Origin of the sequence: Paraburkholderia bonniea (assembly GCF_009455625.1) — a bacterium.
GTDB lineage: Bacteria > Pseudomonadota > Gammaproteobacteria > Burkholderiales > Burkholderiaceae > Paraburkholderia > Paraburkholderia bonniea.
This window is the reverse complement of sequence record NZ_QPEQ01000001.1, coordinates 231,874-249,586: the sequence shown is the minus strand read 5'-3', so window position 1 is coordinate 249,586 and position 17,713 is coordinate 231,874. Positions and strand designations below refer to the sequence as shown.

At 57.4% G+C, this 17,713-nt stretch carries 15 protein-coding genes; 8 read left to right on the top strand and 7 right to left on the bottom strand.

What is annotated here, in order from left to right; genetic code table 11:
• Positions 1-20 precede the first annotated feature (20 nt).
• From GH656_RS01085 to mnmC, 4 genes are all read right to left on the bottom strand, one after another.
• Positions 21-665 (bottom strand): MarR family winged helix-turn-helix transcriptional regulator, encoded by a 645-nt coding sequence (locus GH656_RS01085; protein WP_153074193.1) that lies wholly within the window; start codon positions 663-665, stop codon positions 21-23.
• A 599-nt stretch (positions 666-1,264) separates the two neighbouring features.
• Positions 1,265-2,386: a YbdK family carboxylate-amine ligase gene (locus tag GH656_RS01080; RefSeq protein WP_153074192.1), complete on the bottom strand. Its 1,122-nt coding sequence runs from the start codon at positions 2,384-2,386 to the stop codon at positions 1,265-1,267.
• Positions 2,387-2,466: 80 nt separating this feature from the next.
• On the bottom strand, positions 2,467-3,669 hold the full coding sequence (locus tag GH656_RS01075; protein ID WP_153074191.1) for a cation:proton antiporter: 1,203 nt from the start codon (positions 3,667-3,669) through the stop codon (positions 2,467-2,469).
• A gap of 778 nt (positions 3,670-4,447) precedes the next feature.
• Positions 4,448-6,490 carry a bifunctional tRNA (5-methylaminomethyl-2-thiouridine)(34)-methyltransferase MnmC2/FAD-dependent 5-carboxymethylaminomethyl-2-thiouridine(34) oxidoreductase MnmC1 gene (gene mnmC / locus GH656_RS01070; protein ID WP_153074190.1) on the bottom strand — a complete coding sequence of 681 codons (2,043 nt, stop codon included), beginning with the start codon at positions 6,488-6,490 and terminating at the stop codon, positions 4,448-4,450.
• 411 nt (positions 6,491-6,901) lie between these two features.
• On the opposite strand from mnmC, the gene GH656_RS01065 reads away from it, so the two are divergent.
• Positions 6,902-7,180, top strand: a complete 279-nt coding sequence (locus GH656_RS01065) for an HU family DNA-binding protein (protein WP_153074189.1) — start codon at positions 6,902-6,904, stop codon at positions 7,178-7,180.
• A 102-nt stretch (positions 7,181-7,282) separates the two neighbouring features.
• On the opposite strand, the gene GH656_RS01060 is transcribed toward GH656_RS01065, so the two are convergent.
• On the bottom strand, positions 7,283-8,536 hold the full coding sequence (locus GH656_RS01060) for a GTP-binding protein (protein ID WP_153074188.1): 1,254 nt from the start codon (positions 8,534-8,536) through the stop codon (positions 7,283-7,285).
• A 268-nt stretch (positions 8,537-8,804) separates the two neighbouring features.
• Positions 8,805-9,251 (bottom strand): lytic transglycosylase domain-containing protein, encoded by a 447-nt coding sequence (locus GH656_RS01055; protein ID WP_153074187.1) that lies wholly within the window; start codon positions 9,249-9,251, stop codon positions 8,805-8,807.
• Between the two features lie 499 nt (positions 9,252-9,750).
• Here GH656_RS01055 and gspD point away from each other — a divergent pair, with 499 nt between their 5' ends.
• From gspD to gspF, 3 genes are read left to right on the top strand one after another with little or no spacing between them, the layout of a single operon-like run.
• On the top strand, positions 9,751-12,027 hold the full coding sequence (gene gspD / locus GH656_RS01050) for a type II secretion system secretin GspD (RefSeq protein ID WP_153074186.1): 2,277 nt from the start codon (positions 9,751-9,753) through the stop codon (positions 12,025-12,027).
• Positions 12,024-13,577, top strand: a complete 1,554-nt coding sequence (gene gspE / locus GH656_RS01045) for a type II secretion system ATPase GspE (protein ID WP_153074185.1) — start codon at positions 12,024-12,026, stop codon at positions 13,575-13,577. The genes gspD and gspE overlap by 4 nt, the downstream gene beginning before the upstream one ends.
• Before the next feature lie 4 nt (positions 13,578-13,581).
• Entirely contained in the window at positions 13,582-14,799 is a 1,218-nt protein-coding gene (gene gspF / locus GH656_RS01040; RefSeq protein ID WP_153074184.1) for a type II secretion system inner membrane protein GspF, read from the top strand.
• 101 nt (positions 14,800-14,900) lie between these two features.
• On the opposite strand, the gene GH656_RS01035 is transcribed toward gspF, so the two are convergent.
• Complete coding sequence (locus GH656_RS01035) at positions 14,901-15,314, bottom strand: general secretion pathway protein GspC (protein WP_153074183.1); 414 nt, start codon at positions 15,312-15,314, stop codon at positions 14,901-14,903.
• Between the two features lie 177 nt (positions 15,315-15,491).
• On the opposite strand from GH656_RS01035, the gene gspG reads away from it, so the two are divergent.
• From gspG to GH656_RS01015, 4 genes are read left to right on the top strand one after another with little or no spacing between them, the layout of a single operon-like run.
• The gene (gspG, locus tag GH656_RS01030; RefSeq protein WP_153074182.1) at positions 15,492-15,956 is read left to right on the top strand and encodes a type II secretion system major pseudopilin GspG; all 465 of its coding nucleotides are present in this window, start codon (positions 15,492-15,494) and stop codon (positions 15,954-15,956) included.
• Between the two features lie 2 nt (positions 15,957-15,958).
• The gene (locus tag GH656_RS01025; RefSeq protein WP_246184175.1) at positions 15,959-16,453 is read left to right on the top strand and encodes a GspH/FimT family pseudopilin; all 495 of its coding nucleotides are present in this window, start codon (positions 15,959-15,961) and stop codon (positions 16,451-16,453) included.
• A gap of 49 nt (positions 16,454-16,502) precedes the next feature.
• The gene (gene gspI / locus GH656_RS01020) at positions 16,503-16,880 is read left to right on the top strand and encodes a type II secretion system minor pseudopilin GspI (protein ID WP_246184174.1); all 378 of its coding nucleotides are present in this window, start codon (positions 16,503-16,505) and stop codon (positions 16,878-16,880) included.
• Positions 16,858-17,592: a PulJ/GspJ family protein gene (locus GH656_RS01015; RefSeq protein ID WP_153074180.1), complete on the top strand. Its 735-nt coding sequence runs from the start codon at positions 16,858-16,860 to the stop codon at positions 17,590-17,592. Before gspI ends, GH656_RS01015 begins: the two co-directional genes overlap by 23 nt.
• Positions 17,593-17,713: the final 121 nt, after the last annotated feature.

The window sequence follows — 17,713 nt, the reverse complement described above, 5'->3', positions numbered from 1 at the left end:
CGCAGTTTAGCGGACTCGAATCAACCTTGCTGCGCGAAGATCTTCCACGTCTTTTTCTGCGTCGCTGCATCAGCAACTTCATATGCAGGGCAATCCAGACGTAAATCGCTGTCGGCCATCGACAAGCCTAGTGACGCGCAATGATGCATCGCATTCTTCGCGCTCTTGCCTGGCTCGAAAGATGCACAGCTCAGGCACATCCGGTGCGACGGCATCGCATCGTTCACCTCAAGCTGACGAATCGTCTTGAGCAGCGTGCGATACAGCAGCGATTGCTCTTTTTCCTGCAAGGCACCAACCGCCTTGGTAAGAAAATCTGGCCACTGGGCGGCACGTTTGGCTGCTGTTTTACCCCGAGCCGTCAAGCGCACTGCCAGTGCCCGGCCATCGTCCAGCGCCCGGCGTTTTTCAACCAGCCCTTTTCCTTCCAGAGTTGTCACCGCATCGCTTGTCGTAGCTGCTGTCAGCGCCGTTTCGCGTGCGATCTCACCCAGACGCATCGGATTTTTACGCTGCATCAGCAACACCAGAATCTCGCCTTGAGTTGGTGTCAGGCTTGCGCCTTCCGCCCATTCCCATGCCTGATTCCGCATGGCTGTACTCAATCGCAAGAGGCTATGGGTCACCCGCCCGCTAGCCTTATCTCCGTAAACACCTTCGCTCATAATTTTTCGTGGGTTATAGGCAGCATATCGCTGCGTTTTCAGTCTTCAAGCGTGAACCACGCTGTCAGGCTGTGTGGGACAGCTCCGTCCGATCCCCAGACGGGCCGGCTAACCATCTCAAAATTTACCGCTTCGCACCCCTGTACCGGCGTGTCGGACTCCCCCCTCCCTGGATCATTCTGAACGTCTAGCGCGCCTTGCAACTACAACCGGATAACACCAGCCTGGACGGTATTCTATGCGAGAGATGAGAATCGTACAACTAAGTTATCCCCGGAAGCCTGTGGATAACAGCAGAACAACTCAGCAGATTCAAGGTGCACAGTTTCTGGATAACATTCAGCTTTCACTCTTTAGCACCAAAGTTATCCTCCACTCCCGTCATCTGCCAGCCAGCTGCCCTCGCCCTTATCCTTTTGCTAATCCATTGACTTTTAACGGTATTGCTCAGTTCTCCACAAGCAACAGCGATGCTTGTTAACTACTACTACAACCATATATGCAAAATCTGGAAAGACTAATGACGGCGGTAGCTGGAAGCAGTCTGAGCGAAAAAAATGACTCGGTAACAAGTCTCAAAAACACCACAAACGCCAAGATTATGACTCGCCACGCCAGCGCAAGCACTGCTGCCGGGTGGTTTCATTCAACGATGAATCGGTGGCAAACGCTCCTCGCAGCCATGTCGCGTCATTCACCTGCGAGCGTGCAATGGTGCCGATCTCCGCTAGCGCCTTGCCTGAACCCAGCGCCTCAGCATGCGGCGCGATCAAATCGAGCGTTTCAAGAATGTCTTCAGAAATGGTTTTGCGCTCACCGGTTTGCGGGTTGATGCAAGTACCTGCCAGACCAAAGCGACAGGCTTCGAAACGATTGAAGGTATAAACCAGGTAATCGTCTTCTTTAGGCATTAAAGGTTTATCCATTAATAAATGACGCGCCAGTGTCTGGATATAACAGGCAATTGCTGCAGCTCGTTCGACAGAAAGCGGCGTATCCATTACGCGAATTTCAATCGTGCCAAAACCCGGCTTCGGTCGAATATCCCAGTAAAAATCTTTCATGCTGTTCACAACGCCGGTATTCACCATCTTCGAAAAATATTCCTCGAAGCTGTCCCATGTCAGCACAAATGGCGCTCGTCCAGATAACGGAAAAGCAAAAACTGAATTTAGCCGGGCTGAATGAAATCCCGTATCAACGCCTTGTACAAAAGGTGACGACGCCGATAAAGCAATGAAATGCGGAATAAAACGCGACATCGAATGCAGTAAAAAAAGCGCGCTATTCGAATCTGGACAGCCTATGTGAACGTGCTGACCAAATACCGTGAATTGTTTCGCAAGGTAGCCGTAAAGTTCGGACAGATACTGAAACCGCGGGGTATCCACGATTTGCCGGTCACTCCATTGCTGAAAAGCATGGGTCCCACCACCGCACAGTCCGACATTCAGACGATCTGCTGCACTAACCAGGGTATCGCGGATCGTACGCAGATCAGCGACTGCCTGCTCATGCGAAGTGCAAATCCCGGTGGACAGCTCAATCATGCTCTCGGTAATTTCCGGCGTGATATTGCCGGGAATCGTTTCATGTTTAACCAGCCGCAGCAAGTCGGTTCCGGCTTTGGTCAGATCGTAATCGTAGGTATTCACGATCTGCATTTCGAGTTCAATGCCAAAGGTAAATGGCTTTGAATCAATGAAGGGTTCGAGTGACATAACGCCCCTTTTAATAAATTTTAATCAGGCCAGTTCAGTAGAAAAAACTGGCAATAGCAATGGGATTCAATTCAAAACCTTCATTCACGCCGCTCATCTACCAGTGAGAGGCTGCGATAGACCAGCCATGGACCAAGAATCTGCAGCACGACAATGGAGCACATCGCAATGGCCCGCAACTTTGGATCGAAATCTGGATAAAGCGCATAGGTATCGTCGACTAGCAAATAGGCTAACGCCGACATCGGTGATAGCGACAAGCCCAGTGCAACGCCTTGCTTCCAGTGCAGCCCGCTTGCTTTGGCGAACATCAGCACGCCCGCCAGCTTGGCCAGTAAACGGGCAAGAATCAGCCCGAGCGCAGCGACACCACCCAGTGCGATATAGCGCCATTCGAATGAAGTCAGTGTCAGCACAAACAGAATGACCGTCAGCAACCAGCCTGCCGTGCCGAAATGCTGCGGCCAAAGTTGCGGACGTGGCTCCAGATTTTTCACGATGATGCCCGCGGCAAGCAGGCTCAGAATCGTCGACAGCTTAAGCAGATGGGCAAGAGCAATCGCCAGCAACACCAGCCCAAATAACGCAACAAATGCGTGCTTGTCTTGCATGTTGAGATGGCGGTAGAAAAAATTACAGGTCCACGCCAGCCCATACGCAAGAATCAGCGAGCCCGCCAGCAGATACACCGGTTGCAAGATAGTCGCCAGCGCATTGCCGTAGATCTCCTGGTGAAGCCAGCATGAAACCAGCTTTTCAATCACGACCGCGTACATGCTGTTCAGCGCCGTCAAGGTCATCAGCCGCTGAGTTACCTGGCCCTCGGCGCGTAGTTCTGTCTTGAGCTGAATCACCATCGCTGGCGAGGTTGCCATGGCGATGGCCGAAAGCACCAGCGCGACCATCATCGGCACATTCAAAAACAGTAAAACGGGCAAGACCAGCGCGAAAGTCAACGTGGCTTCGGCAATGCTTGAAAGAATCAGCCATGGATTGCGGCGAATCCAGGTCAGATCAAGCCGGCTGCCGAGCTCAAACAGCAGCAGACCCAGTGCGACATCCAGCAGTAGACGCGCCGCAATGGCCGAATCGGCATCAATCACGCCAAATCCGGCAGAGCCTGCAATCAGGCCAATCACTGCATAGCCGGAAATGCGTGGCAAACGCCAGGCGCGATAGCACAGCTCACCGCATAGACCAGCCGCGACAAGCGCGAGACCAGCCCAAAAAATCGCGTCGGGTGACAGCGGCCAGGTGGGGAAAAATGAAAACGCTGTTTTCATCGTGATGGCTTCTCCTTTGCAGCAAGAGCAAATGGCACGGACTGGATAAATCGCCAGGGGCCTAGTGAAGACGAACCATATGCACGGTATTGATGCCAGTACCGCGTGCAGCGCATGGTGTTATTGACCCGTGACAGGCGGGTAGCTGGGGACAGGCTGAATGGGGTATCCCACGAGCAGGCCTAGCTTGAGAAGAAACCGTGCCGGTTGCTGAATTTGATCCAGGGAACGTGGCAACTGTTCCATTGAAGCGTTCGCATCGTTTGATCGCGCAACGCAAAAAGTAGGGCCATTCTGCCACATATTTTTGAGATTGGATTAAAACACGCGAAATTTCCGTTAAAACGGTAAAAACTGACGCTATCTTGACTTCATCAGGGAATTTCATCTCTGTTAAGGACGAATTTTGGTGATATCTGCTCGGCGATTTGAATGATTTTTGACGTGGTTTTTTGCCTGATGTGGTTCGTTCAGCGCTCGGTTTTTAGGTTTACTTGTTTACCCATATGTATACGTAGTAATAGTTAACAATGACGCTGCTTTTCTGTGGATAACTTTGTTTTCTATCAATAAATCAATGGGTTAAGAGATATATAACCCGGTGTGCGCAGATACCGGTTAGAGCGGGCTTCGTGGGGTAACTTTGGCGCGGATCTGAAGATGCTGAAGTTATCCCGTTTACGTCCACATCGAGTCCACACGAAATTTTCTGCTTGTTCTGCAAGTTATCCACAGCCTGGAGAGGAGGAATGCTGGAGCAGCAGAAAGAGGAAGGGAATTAACTCGCAAGCGGATGGCGTAATGCGCGCAGCAGAAAACGGGCGGGATCGAGGGCGTCAGCCAGTTCACGTTCGAGCGGCAGTGGCTCGCCTTCGATTTGTGCCGCAATCAATTCAGCGCTCAGCGCTGCCCAGACCAGCCCACGCGAACCAAACGCGAATGAGCCATATAAACCGCTGGCGCGTGGCAGGTCTGCCAGATGGCCGCCAGCCAATTGCTGGGCATGAAGGAGCGCGAGGGTTTCGTCCGCAAGACTGCCGCTCATGGGTAGGCGGTCGCTTGTGACGCAGCGAAACGCGACGCGTCCAGTGAGGTTTTGCAGCGAAGGGTTGAGTGCTATCCCGGGCAGCATCTGCGAGAGGCGTTCGAGGTTTTCGCTGTGGCCCGCTAGCCGCAACGTGGGATCGGGGTCGTCGATATCGTAGGTCGCACCTGTCAACGTGACTTCGCCAGCGAGCGGAACCGCATAACCCGTACCAATCACGGGTAAGCGGAGACGGGATAAACCAGCGGTAGCGGGTAATAGCGTCAGTTGGCCTCGTACACTTTGCGTGGCGGCGAAACGTAATCCGGCAATGCGGGCCGCATCGTGCGCATTGGCGACAATCACGACGGGCGCGCACGCCACGGCTTGCCCCGACGTATCAAATACTTGCCACTGGTCACCAAGCCAGGAGAGGCGGCTGACTTCGATGCCAAAGCGCCGTTCCAGCCGGGCGCCTGCCGCTGCGTATTGCGCGGCGCATAACGCGGCCGGGTCAATCCAGCCGCCGTGCGGATAAAACCAGCCGCCATGCGCGAGCGGCATACCGGCGAGGTGTTGTGCTTCGGTTGACGAGACGGATTGAGCGTAGCGAGTGGGGTAGGCCAGTGCAGCGACGGTGTCGGCCATCGCCTGAGCTTCATCGGAGCTAGCCGCGATTTGCAACAAACCTTCCGGACCACGCAACGGCGGGTAGCCCATGGCGCTGAGTGCAGTCCAGCGTTGAAGGGCGTAGAGAAAGCCGGCGCGGGTCAGACGTGCGGCGAGATTGTCATCGCGCGACATCATCGGATGAAACACGCCAGCGGGATTGCCCGAGGCTTCCTGGGCTACGCGCGCATGCCGTTCCAGCGAGGTGATGTGCCAGCCACGGGCGGTGAGCCGCTCGATCAACGCGCAACCCGCGAGGCCTGCGCCAATCACGATGGCATGCCGTTCATGCGGATTCAATGGCATGGGGGGCTCGTGCCGCCTTACCTGCCAGCGGGGGGCGAAGTGCCCGGTTAGCACCAGACGTGGCGTTTGAGCTGAAATTTGATCTGAATTAGCGGTGGGCTGGGATGGGCTCGATTCGGTGCAAGCGAAACCGCTTTGTGTCAGCAATGACCGTAGCGCCGGGGCATGGTCTGCGTCGCAGAGGGCAGCAAACGTCGCGTTTTCGCCAGCGAAGCGCGTCAGCGTTTTGAAAAAGGCGGGCGCGGGAGGAGCCGTCAGAAAACCCAGATCCAGATACAGCGCATCGGCACGCAACACCAGTGTGGACAACGCATGAGTGCCGGGGTGGATCTCAGCGTGACGAGAGTGATGGCGCGGGCTAAATAACAGCGTCAGCGTGACCTGGCCATGGTCGAATTCCAGCCGGTGGACGCCGGGAACGGGCACTGGCCAGGCATCAGCGAGGGTCTTTGCGAGGTGTGCCAGCGCGCTATCAGGATCAGGTGCCAGCACACGAAGGGCGGCGCGCAGATCGGCTTCATTTAATGGCTGAATTTGCGCAGCAACCAGATGTAGCCGCTCGCAACGCGCGGGATCGGCCCGCCAGGCGGCCCAAGTCACTAGAAAACGGAGCACTGCGCCGAAGTCAAAGTGGAAGCTGGCTTCAATAATCGTGAAAACACGGCGCTGGTGCCAACGGCCGGGCAAGCCATTGCCATTTAAAAACACTTGCCGGGCTTCAATCAGTTGAGCCGGATCGTATTGTCCGCGTTGTTCGGCAAAAGATTGTGCGGGATTCGCTTGTTGAAATGCGCTGGAAGGGGGATGTCGCGGCTCAGTCATGCGCAGCTAAAAGCGCCTGGAAAAAAGAGGGAGCAGGAGTAAACAGCGTTGCCGGCGTAAAAACGATGCGGCGAACGTTGGCAAAAACCAACGTAAACCCCGATGAAATAAGGCTCGCGGCGGATAGAAGAGGCATTCATGAGGAAAAACGACACTTTTCAGTGAAAATTCCGCTGCCTTCGTGGAATTCTTTGAAACCCTTATCCTGCTTGGGTTTCCGCTGAGCTATCATAGCAACCGCCGCAAAGCTGGAGCGGCTGCACAGAAGTGTTGCAGTATGCTCCCGTCACGCGTTTATGAGTGCTTGTCCGGGATACTCCCGAGCCGCCAGCGCTAGACGGCGCAAGCCGCGCACGTATAATCGGCGCGTTCGCGCTGTCCGTGTCAACCCAAACCTAGAAAGGAACCTTAATGAACAAACAGGAACTGATCGACGCCGTTGCAACTCAGACTGGCGCCAGCAAGGCTCAAACCGGCGAAACGCTGGACACATTGCTCGAAGTCATCAAAAAGACCGTGTCGAAGGGTGACGCGGTCCAGTTGATTGGTTTTGGCAGCTTTGGTTCGGGCAAGCGCGCTGCGCGCACTGGCCGTAACCCAAAGACTGGCGAATCCATCAAGATTCCAGCTGCCAAGACCGTTAAGTTTACGGCTGGCAAAGCGTTTAAAGACGCAGTCAACAAGCGCTAGGCATTTCAACGCCTGGTTGTTGATACCCGCCAATCGGCGGGTTTTTTTATGCGCTCGCTTGGCCACTACCGGCCAGGCGGTGCAATCAACAATTAGCCGTATTTAATGGAGATACCCATGGGGCCCACGATCATGATCGTGATGATGGTGCTCATGGTTGTGTTCTTCTTCCGTAGCGAAATCCCAGGATGGAAATGAGTCAGGCCCTGGCTGCGATGCCGCGCGGAACACGGATAGTTCTTCATCGCTAACCAGACAGGCATCGAAGCGGGCTTGCCATACCGCTGGATCAATGCCGATGTCGAAAATCATCACTAATTCCTGGCGGCGGTCACCAATGGTGGCGTCGTTGAAATCACCTTGCCAGTCAGAGGCAATTTCTGCCATTTGCTCGGCATCGCCATCGGGCCATTCGTTGCGTGGCTGTGCCGCCCACCACATACCTGCCGGACCATGACGGCACACGCTGCCCACTTGCGATAGCGAACCGGCCATGTCGTTACGCGTGGCGAGCCAGAACAATCCTTTGCTGCGCAATATGCCTGTCCATTCCTGATGGATAAGCGTCCAGAAGCGGTCGGGATGAAAAGGCCGGCGGGCACGATAGACAAAGTGGCCTTTGTCGAAATCGCTGGGAGTTTTATCCGTGGACTGGATTTGATCAAGGGCCACAACCCAGCCGGGCGCGTTGGCAGTTTTTTCGAATTCGAAGCGCCGGGTGTTCACAATCTGTTCGGGTAACACTGCACCAAAACGACTAATGATTTGTTCGGCCCGTGGATTGAGCCGTGCAAGGACGCGTTGCAAATGGGCCAGCTCGTCGGTGCTGACCAGATCGGTCTTGTTGATCACCAGCACATCGCAAAACTCGATTTGTTCGATTAGTAACTCGATGACAGTCCGGTCATCGTCTTTAGCGACAGAGAACCCACGTTCAACAAGGCCATCGGTGCTGGCGTAATCGCGCAGAAAGGTGGCGGCATTGACCACCGTCACCATGGTGTCCAGCCGTGTGGCGCCGTCGCGTTCGGGTGGGCGAACACCGATGTTGTCGTCGTCGGTGTTCAGCGCATCGGCAAACATCATGGGCTCGATGTTGCTTGTCCCTTCGATCACGATGGCATCAAAGCGTTGTTGTGTTGCCAGACGGTGGACAAAATCGGGCAGATCGTCGAACAGCGTGCAATGGGTGCAGTTATCTGGCATATCGGCAGGGGCCGCTTGCCTGGTGAAGTCATTCATGATGACGGCAATCCGCAGATCTCCGCAGTTCGCCAGAAGATGGTTCAGGAGCGTGGTTTTACCCGCGCCAGGAACACCAGAGAGCACAGTGACAGGCAGTGGCAGCTGATTCATCGGAGTGTTGAATATCACAAGGAGGGAAGGGTGCACCGCAGACACTGTCTTGCATGTGGACCAGCGGCAGCAGGAAGCCGCCATTGTGCATCAAGCGGCAACAGGAATGGGTGACGGGGATGATGAGCGGTATTTATTTGAATCAGATGGGTATCACGGGCTTTTCTGCTTTTTGTTACCGGCAGGAGTGAGATGAATTAGCGTGAAGGCACGCTATTTAGTTAGTGCCTTCGTGCCAGAAGTTATTCAGCGCTCAATGCCTCAATGCTTAACGCTCAGCATCCAGCAAATTCCACTTGCGCAAGATGGCGGCGATCTGCGCAGCGTATTTATCTCTTAACGCGGGGGTTTCCGAGTGGTAGGCCCCAACAGCTTCCCAGCTATTGCCGTGACGGTTCATCTTCTGGCGTAAATGCCACGCGGCGATATAGACGTTCTTGCATGGCTCCATCAGCGTGCCGGATGAAATTCCATACTGGGATAGCCTGGGCAAATGAATTGAATTGATTTGCATCACGCCGTAATCGGTCGAGCCATTCGTATTTTTATGCAGGGCATCAGGCCGGTTGCGTGATTCCTGCCATGCAATGGCACGCAGGATCAATGGATTGACGCTTTGGTAGCGAGCGGCTTCATCGAAACAGTCAGCGCGTACTGGTCCAGCACTTAATAGCGCGGAGAATGCGATGGCGGTAGTGAATAAAGCCCGCGTCATTAATGAAGTATTCCTGTTAAGGCAAAACATGGATGCCTGGACGGCCGTGCAGGTTTGAAGGAGAGCTTGGCCTGGGCGTCGAGGGTATCGAGGGTGTCGAACCGCTGCGTATGATACCGGCGGCTGGGTCTCAGTCAAGCTGGACGAACGATCTAACGTTGCGCAATCCGAAATGGTTTCGAGGCTGGAAAAATCTTCCCCAGTAGGGCCCAGGAGCCCAGTGCACAAGGAATGTGTGCAATCGGAGAGCGCATGACGTTCGTTGTTTTTTGTGACAGATTTACCAAGAAAAGCTGGTATTGTTCACTGTTTTTTGGCAGAGGGTTGCGAGCACCCACGGTCACTGCTTACAAAACGTTGGGTACGCGCTTGCCGCGTGCAACAAGCGTTGAGTTATGGCGGATCTGAGGCCGCGTCTTGCCCGCATGTCCGCTCATGACATTTCGGCGGCATTTAGCCGTTGGCTCCGACATCACATTCCATGAGAAGAAGAAACCGTATGGCATTGCGTCGCATTGCAACGGCGCTGCTAGTTGCCGGATTACTCACCACACAGGCGGCCTACGCCCAGGTGACATTAAATTTCGTCAACGCCGATATCGACCAGGTTGCCAAGGCAATTGGCGTCGCAACGGGCAAAACGATCATTGTTGATCCACGCGTAAAGGGCCAGATAAATCTGGTGTCCGAGAAGCCTGTGCCGGAGGCTCAGGCGCTAAAAATCCTGCAGTCCGCGTTGCGTATGCAGGGCTTTAGCCTGGTTCAGGATTTCGGCCTGCTCAAAGTCGTGCCGGAAGCGGATGCAAAACTCCAGGGGGTGCCGACGCATGTCGGTAACAATCCGGCGGCCAGTGGCGATCAGGTTGTCACCCAGATATTCCAGCTCAAAAACGAATCGGCCAACAACCTGCTGCCGGTGCTGCGTCCGCTTATTTCGCCGAACAATACCGTGGCGGCTTATCCGGCCAACAACACGATTGTCGTCACGGATTACGCCGATAACGTGCGCCGCATTGCACGCATCATCGCGGGTGTTGATACCGCAGCGGGCCAGCAAGTCGAAGTCGTTCCACTGAAAAATGCCAATGCGCTCGATGTCGCCGCGCAACTGTCGAAGATGCTGGATCCGGGTGCGGTCGGTAGCACCGATGCCACGCTGAAAGTGTCAGTAACGGCCGATGCGCGCATTAATGCGCTGCTGTTGCGGGCGTCGAGTGGCGCGCGTCTGTCAGCCGCCAAGGCGCTGGCGAAACAACTCGATGCGCCCACGGCACAGCTCGGCAACATGCACGTCGTGACGCTGCGTAATGCCGATGCCGTGCGTCTCGCCAAAACTTTGCGCGGCATGCTGGGCAAAGGCAGCGGTAACGATAATTCGTCCGGCAACGCCAATACCTTTAACCAGAACAGCAATAGCAACGGCGGTGGCATTGGCGGTAGCAACTCAACTGGAACGCCTGGCTTGCCGCCCCTGCCGTCGGGTTCTGGCAGTGGCTCATCAAGCAACCCGATGTCGGGCGGCAGCAATAGCGATAACGGCGGGTTCTCCAGCAACGACAGCAACAGCAGCAACGATAACCAGCCGGGCGGCATGATCCAGGCCGATCCGGCAACCAATTCGCTGATCATTACCGCGTCCGATCCGGTGTATCGCAATCTGCGGGCGGTGATCGACCAGCTCGATGCGCGCCGGCCTCAGGTGTATATCGAAGCGCTGATCGTCGAACTGTCTGCCACAACGGGTTCGAATCTTGGAATTCAATGGCAAGGTGCGCTGTTGTCACAAGGGGGCAATAACGCATTGTTCGGCGGTTCGAACTTTGGCACCAACGGCAGCCAGAGCATCGTCAACCTGACGGCGACAGGGAACGTGATCGCGGCTAATCCGGCTGCTGGGTTAGCCGCGGCGGGTAGCAACTTGCTGAACAACGGCCTGAATGTCGGGTTGCTGCACAAGTTCGGTAACGTGTTTGGCTTGGGTGGGTTGTTGCAGGCGCTATCGCAATCGAGTGACGCGAACATTCTGTCGACACCTAACCTGATTACGCTGGATAACGAAGAAGCGAAGATTGTCGTTGGCCAGAACGTGCCAGTGGTGACCGGCTCCTATGCCACGCCAACCGCTAACTCGGCTACTTCAGTCACCGCCTTTAATACCTTCGACCGGCAAGATGTGGGCGTGACCTTGCATATCAAGCCGCAGATCACCGAAGGCGGCGTGCTGAAGCTCCAGCTCTATCAGGAAGATTCTTCCGTTGCAGCCAATACCGCTGCCAATCCGGGCGGCGTCACCATCAACAAGCGCTCAATCCGTTCCACCGTGCTGGCCGATGATGGCGAAATCATCGTGCTTGGCGGCTTGATGCAGGATCAGTACAACAACGGCGCATCGAAAATCCCGTTGCTCGGTGATATTCCCTGGCTGGGCCAACTATTCCGTTCAGAAAACAAGAGCCGCACGAAAACCAATTTGATGGTGTTTCTGCGGCCGGTGATCGTGCGGGATCAGGCGACGATTTCGTCGATTACTTCGAGCCGTTACGATTATTTGCGCGATACGCAGGGTGGTTATCAGACGGATAACCGCTTGATCCGCGACAACGATATTCCGCAGTTGCCGCCGTTGCCGCCAGGTCCGAGCCAGGGCGCTGTCCCCGCTGAGAACTTGTTCGACCTGACCCGGATGACCCGCCAGCCTGCGCCGAAGCCGCTTGAGCCGCAAGCGGCACCCGCGGGCACGCAAGGCGCGACGCCCTGGTCTGGGGATCATCCATGAACACGCCGTCTTCCGCTGCAGGGGCTGCAACGGGGCCTGGGCAGATGCCACTGAACGATCATGCCGCGCCTGCCGAAGAGAGCGAGCGCGAAGCACCTTCGCCGCTTGCCGCTCGCCTGGTGCCTTATGGCTTTGCGAAGAACGGCCAGATTCTGGTGGCGCAGCAGCGTGCGGAGGGTCTTGAAGTCTGGATTAGCGAACGCACCAGCGATGCCGCATTAGCTGAAATCGCGCGCAATTTCGGTGCGTTATCGGTGTTGCGTGTGCCCGCAGCGGATCTGGCCCAGGCGATCAATCAGGCCTATGCGCGCCAGGATGGCAGCGCCGCGCAAGTGGTGGGCGAGGTGGAAGGTGAAGTTGACCTGTCGCGCTTGATGCAGGACATCCCCGAAGTAGAAGATCTGCTGGAATCGGAGGACGACGCACCGATCATCCGGATGATTAATGCGTTGCTCACCCAGGCCGCGCGCGAACAGGCGTCGGATATCCATATCGAGCCGTTTGAAAATGCCTCGGTGGTGCGTTTCCGTGTCGATGGCACGCTGCGCGATGTGGTTCGGCCCAAAAAGGCGCTGCATGGCGCGCTGATTTCGCGCATCAAGATCATGGCGCAGCTCGATATCGCTGAAAAACGCCTGCCTCAGGATGGCCGGATCACGCTGCGCGTGGGTGGCCGCCCGGTGGACGTGCGGGTTTCGACACTGCCCACCGGGCATGGCGAGCGCGCGGTCTTGCGGCTGCTCGAAAAAGATGCGGCGCGGCTCAATCTCGAAGCCCTCGGCATGGCGGCAGATACCCTGGTCAAATTCGACAGGCTGATTGCGCGTCCGCACGGCATCGTGCTGGTGACGGGCCCGACGGGCTCGGGTAAAACCACCACGCTGTATGCGTCGATGTCACGGCTCGAAACCGCGACCACCAACATCATGACGGTCGAAGATCCGATCGAATACGACTTGTCTGGCATTGGCCAGACTCAGGTCAACGAGCGGATCGGGATGAATTTTGCGCGGGCCTTGCGCTCGATCCTGCGGCAAGACCCGGACGTCATCATGATTGGCGAAATCCGCGATCTCGAAACCGCGCAGATTGCCGTTCAGGCATCGCTCACGGGCCACCTGGTGCTGGCCACGCTGCATACCAACGATGCCGCTTCCGCCGTGACACGTTTGACCGATATGGGCGTTGAGCCTTATCTGCTGGCGTCGTCTTTGCTGGGTGTGCTGGCGCAACGGCTGGTGCGGCGTTTGTGCCCGGTGTGCAAGGAAGAGCGCAGCGAAACCGGCGAGGATGGCGTGCAACGCACCCAGTGGCACCCGGTTGGTTGTGAGCGTTGCGGTCATTCGGGCTATGCCGGGCGGCGCGGGGTGTATGAACTGCTGCTGATCGACGAGCCTATTCGCGCGCTGATTCATCGCAATGCGGCTGATTCAGAGATTCTGGCGGCAGGCCGCGCGCAAGGCATGCGCACCCTGCGTGAGGATGGCGATCGCTGGCTCGAATCCGGCCTGACGTCGCGGGAAGAAGTGATTCGCGTAACGGGAGCCTGAACGGATGCCTGCATTCCGTTACGAAGCGATTGATGCTGCGGGCAAGGCGCAAAAAGGCGTGCTGGATGCCGATAGCGCTCGCAGCGCCCGTACCCAGCTTCGCACTCAAGGGCTGACGCCGCTGGTGGTCGAGCCCGCCGCGACCCGCACCCGGGGCGAGCGTAGTCAGCGGCTGTCGCTTGGGCGGCGGTTGTCGCAACGCGAGCAAGCCATCCTGACGCGGCAAATCGCCAGCCTGCTGATCGCCGGGCTGCCCCTGGACGAAACCCTCGCAGTGCTTACCGAGCAGTCAGAGCGTGATTACATCCGCGAGCTCATGGCGTCGATTCGTGCCGAAGTGCTGGGCGGCCATTCGTTTGCTAGCGCACTGGCACAGCATCCCCGTGATTTCCCCGAAATTTATCGCGCGCTGGTTGCCGCAGGTGAGCACACCGGCAAGCTGGGACTGGTGCTGTCGCGTCTCGCTGACTACATCGAACAGCGCAATGCGCTTAAACAAAAAATCGTGCTGGCGTTCACCTATCCGATGATCGTCACGCTGATTGCGTTTGGCATCGTGACGTTTTTGCTGAGCTACGTCGTGCCTCAGGTGGTCAATGTGTTTGCCAGTACCAAACAGCAACTGCCCTTTCTGACGCTGATGATGATGGCGCTTTCGGATTTCGTGCGGCACTGGTGGTGGGCGCTGCTGCTGGGGCTGGCGCTGCTGGTGTATGTGGTGCGCTCGGTGCTGGCGCAGCCCGGGCCGCGCTTTGCGTTTGATCGCTGGGTTCTGGGCGCGCCGCTCTTTGGCAAGCTGGTGCGGGGCTATAACACGGTGCGTTTTGCCAGCACGCTGGCCATTTTGACGGCCGCAGGCGTGCCGATTCTGCGTGCGTTGCAGGCCGCTAGCGAAACCCTTAGCAATCGCGCGATGCGCGGCAATATCGACGACGCCATCGTGCGGGTGCGTGAAGGCACGTCGCTGTCACGGGCGCTGGGCAATACCAAGACGTTTCCGCCAGTGCTAGTGCATTTGATTCGTTCGGGTGAAGCCACCGGCGATGTGACGACCATGCTTGACCGCGCCGCCGAAGGCGAGGCGCGTGAGCTGGAGCGGCGCACGATGTTCCTGACGAGCTTGCTGGAGCCGTTGCTGATTCTGGCGATGGGCGGGGTGGTGCTGGTGATCGTGCTGGCGGTGATGCTGCCGATCATCGAATTGAACAATCTGGTGCAGTAAGCGGCTATGTCCGCTGTGCGGTGAGGTGCTGTATGGGTTGGGCCCGCGGCACCTGCAGCGCACCGCACGCAACCGGATAGCGGCAATGCACGTGTGACGCGCTAGCGTACGTAAATGGCCGGGCCAGAAACGTTGGTGGGCAGGAAAACTTCGGAGTGGACGCCGTTGTGGTCGACGACGATTGAGCGGCTGCGAATTTCGGCTAGCGTTGCGCCTTGCATGATCGTGCTGCCCAGCGACACTGCCCGCGAAGGCTCACCGCCTGTGCTGATGATTGCCGCCGCGCCTTCGCGCAGCGCCAGCACACCGAACAAACGCACATCCTGGTTGATGCTGCGCGTAAGCTGGCCGCCAAAGAGCGTGGCGGTTTGTTCGACTGAAACCGGGGCGCGGACAGCCGCGGCAGGCAACGGCGCACCGTTGTGTGACGTGAGCGTAATGGCCCAGTAAGTGAGGGTTGCGCAGAAAACCGCGAACAGCGCGAGCGCAAGAAGTCGTATCTGGAGAGCGTTCATGCGCGCCATTGTACGGATTTGTGAAATCTGCGAAAGCCCTGAGCTGCGTCGCTTTGCCCTCTCGGGAGCCGTCCCGGATGACATTAGAATGACGCGCCGGTCACAGCGGCATGCTTTATCTGTGATGTAACGGCTTTATCTGACCGACCCCTATTTTTTTGAAAAAGGACGCTAGCTATGCAACTGTGGACCAATCGCCGCACCGCACTCGCCGGAGTGCGCACCCGCCGTCAACGAGGGTTCACGCTAATCGAAATCATGGTCGTGATCGCCATCCTTGGCATTTTGGCCGCGCTAATCGTGCCAAAAATCATGAGCCGTCCGGACGAAGCACGCCGGGTCGCGGCCAAGCAGGACATCGGCACGATGATGCAGGCGCTGAAACTGTATCGCCTCGATAACGGTCGTTATCCCACTCAGGATCAAGGGCTGCGCGCGTTGATCGAAAAGCCCGGCACTGATCCAGTGCCAAACAACTGGAAAGACGGTGGCTATCTTGAGCGTCTGCCGAATGACCCATGGGGCAACACTTACCAGTATCTGAATCCAGGCGTGCATGGCGAGATCGACGTCTTTAGCTATGGCGCGGATGGCAAGGCCGGCGGCGATGGTAACGACGCCGATGTAGGCTCGTGGCAATAGTCTTGCCGCCAGCTGTCGCATTACGTGAAACCCGCCGCATCAGGCCTGGTGCGGCGGGTTTCACGCTGCTTGAAATGCTGGTGGTGCTGGTGATCGCTGGTTTGCTGATTTCGCTGGCTTCGCTGACGCTCACGCGTAACCCTCGTACTGATCTCAACGAAGAAGCGCAGCGTCTCGCGTTGTTGTTCGAATCTGCTGGCGATGAGGCTCAGGTGCGCGCCCGTCCGGTGGCGTGGCAGCCGGTTGATGGCGGCTTTCGTTTTGATATCCGTACCAGCGATGGCTGGCGTCCGCTGCGCGATGACCTGCTTGGGCCGCGCCGCTGGGAAGGGGGCGTGACGAGCGTCTCGATTAACTATCCGGGCTCGGACACCAGCGCCCAACGCGTGGTGTTTGGCACCGAAAGCATTGATGTGCCGGTGCAGGTCACGCTGTTCGCCGCAGTTGGGCACGCGACGATCACCGGTACGGGAAATGGCCGTTATGAAGTCCGCTGAGATACCGCGCCTTGGGCGCGTTTTTTCTTTGGCTCGCGGCGCTGGCCGGATGCGGGCCGCACGTGGCTTCACGATGATCGAAGTGCTGGTGGCGCTGGCGATTGTCGCGGTGGCGCTGGCGGCTTCGTTGCGGGCGGTGGGTAGTCTCGCCAGCGCTCAGACCGAATTGCATCAACGTCTTCTGGCGGGCTGGAGCGCGGATAACACGCTGGCTCAGATGCGGCTCACGCACGCCTGGCCAGAGGTGGGCGAGCAAAGTTTTGACTGCTCCCAGGGCAGCCTGACGCTGATGTGCACGGCGCGCGTGACGGCGACGCCTAATCCAGTTTTTCGCCGTGTCGAGGTGTCGGTGACGATGCCTGGACGCGGGGGTAATCTCGCCCAGATGGTGGCGGTCGTTCCCAATGAAACCAGCCGTTCACTCTGAGCGTTCTGAGCGCTCCGGCCTCTGTCCGCTTGTGCGGCAGCGCGCGGTGTCGCGCGGGGCACCGCGCCGGTTGCGCATGGGTGGCTTCACGCTGATCGAACTGCTGGTGGCGATTGCCATTCTGGCGGTGGTGGCTGTGCTGTCCTGGCGCGGGCTTGACCAGATCATCCGGGGCCGCCAGATCATCACGCATTCGATGGAAGATGAACGGGTGTTCGCCCAGTTATTCGACCAACTGCGCATTGATGCGCGCAAGGCAAGTTCCGATGATGAAGCGGGCCAGCCAGCGGTATCGCTGAGCGGTAATGTGGTGCAGATCGTGCGCGAGATGGATTTGCCCGGTGTGGCACCGCGCTTGCAAGTGGTGCGCTATCGCATCAGCGAGGGCCGGATCGTGCGCTATGCGTCGGTGCCGCTGGCCAATGTCGGTGAGTTGCGGCGCACGCTGGCGGCGGGCGAAAACGATACCTGGAGCGCAGTGCCGTTAATGGGCGGCGTGGGTGCGATTCAGGTGCGGGTGTATGTGCCGAAAACCGGTTGGACCACGACGATGAAATCCGTGGAAAACGCGCTGACGACGAACAACAACAATCTGAAAGTGCCGCAGCTGGGCAACGCGCCGTTGCCGCGCTCGGTCACGGGGCTTGAGGTTCGTATCAGCGCGCCTTCGCTGCAGTACCCGGTGACGCGGATGTTTCTGGTGGGGGAGTGACGATGCAAGAACCGCGTTCGCATGGGGCTCGTTCAGGTTCGGGTGTTGTTATTGGCTTGGGCTCAAGCTCAAGCTCCGCAAAGGCCATCGCCACTGCCACCACCGGCCTGGCAAAAACCAA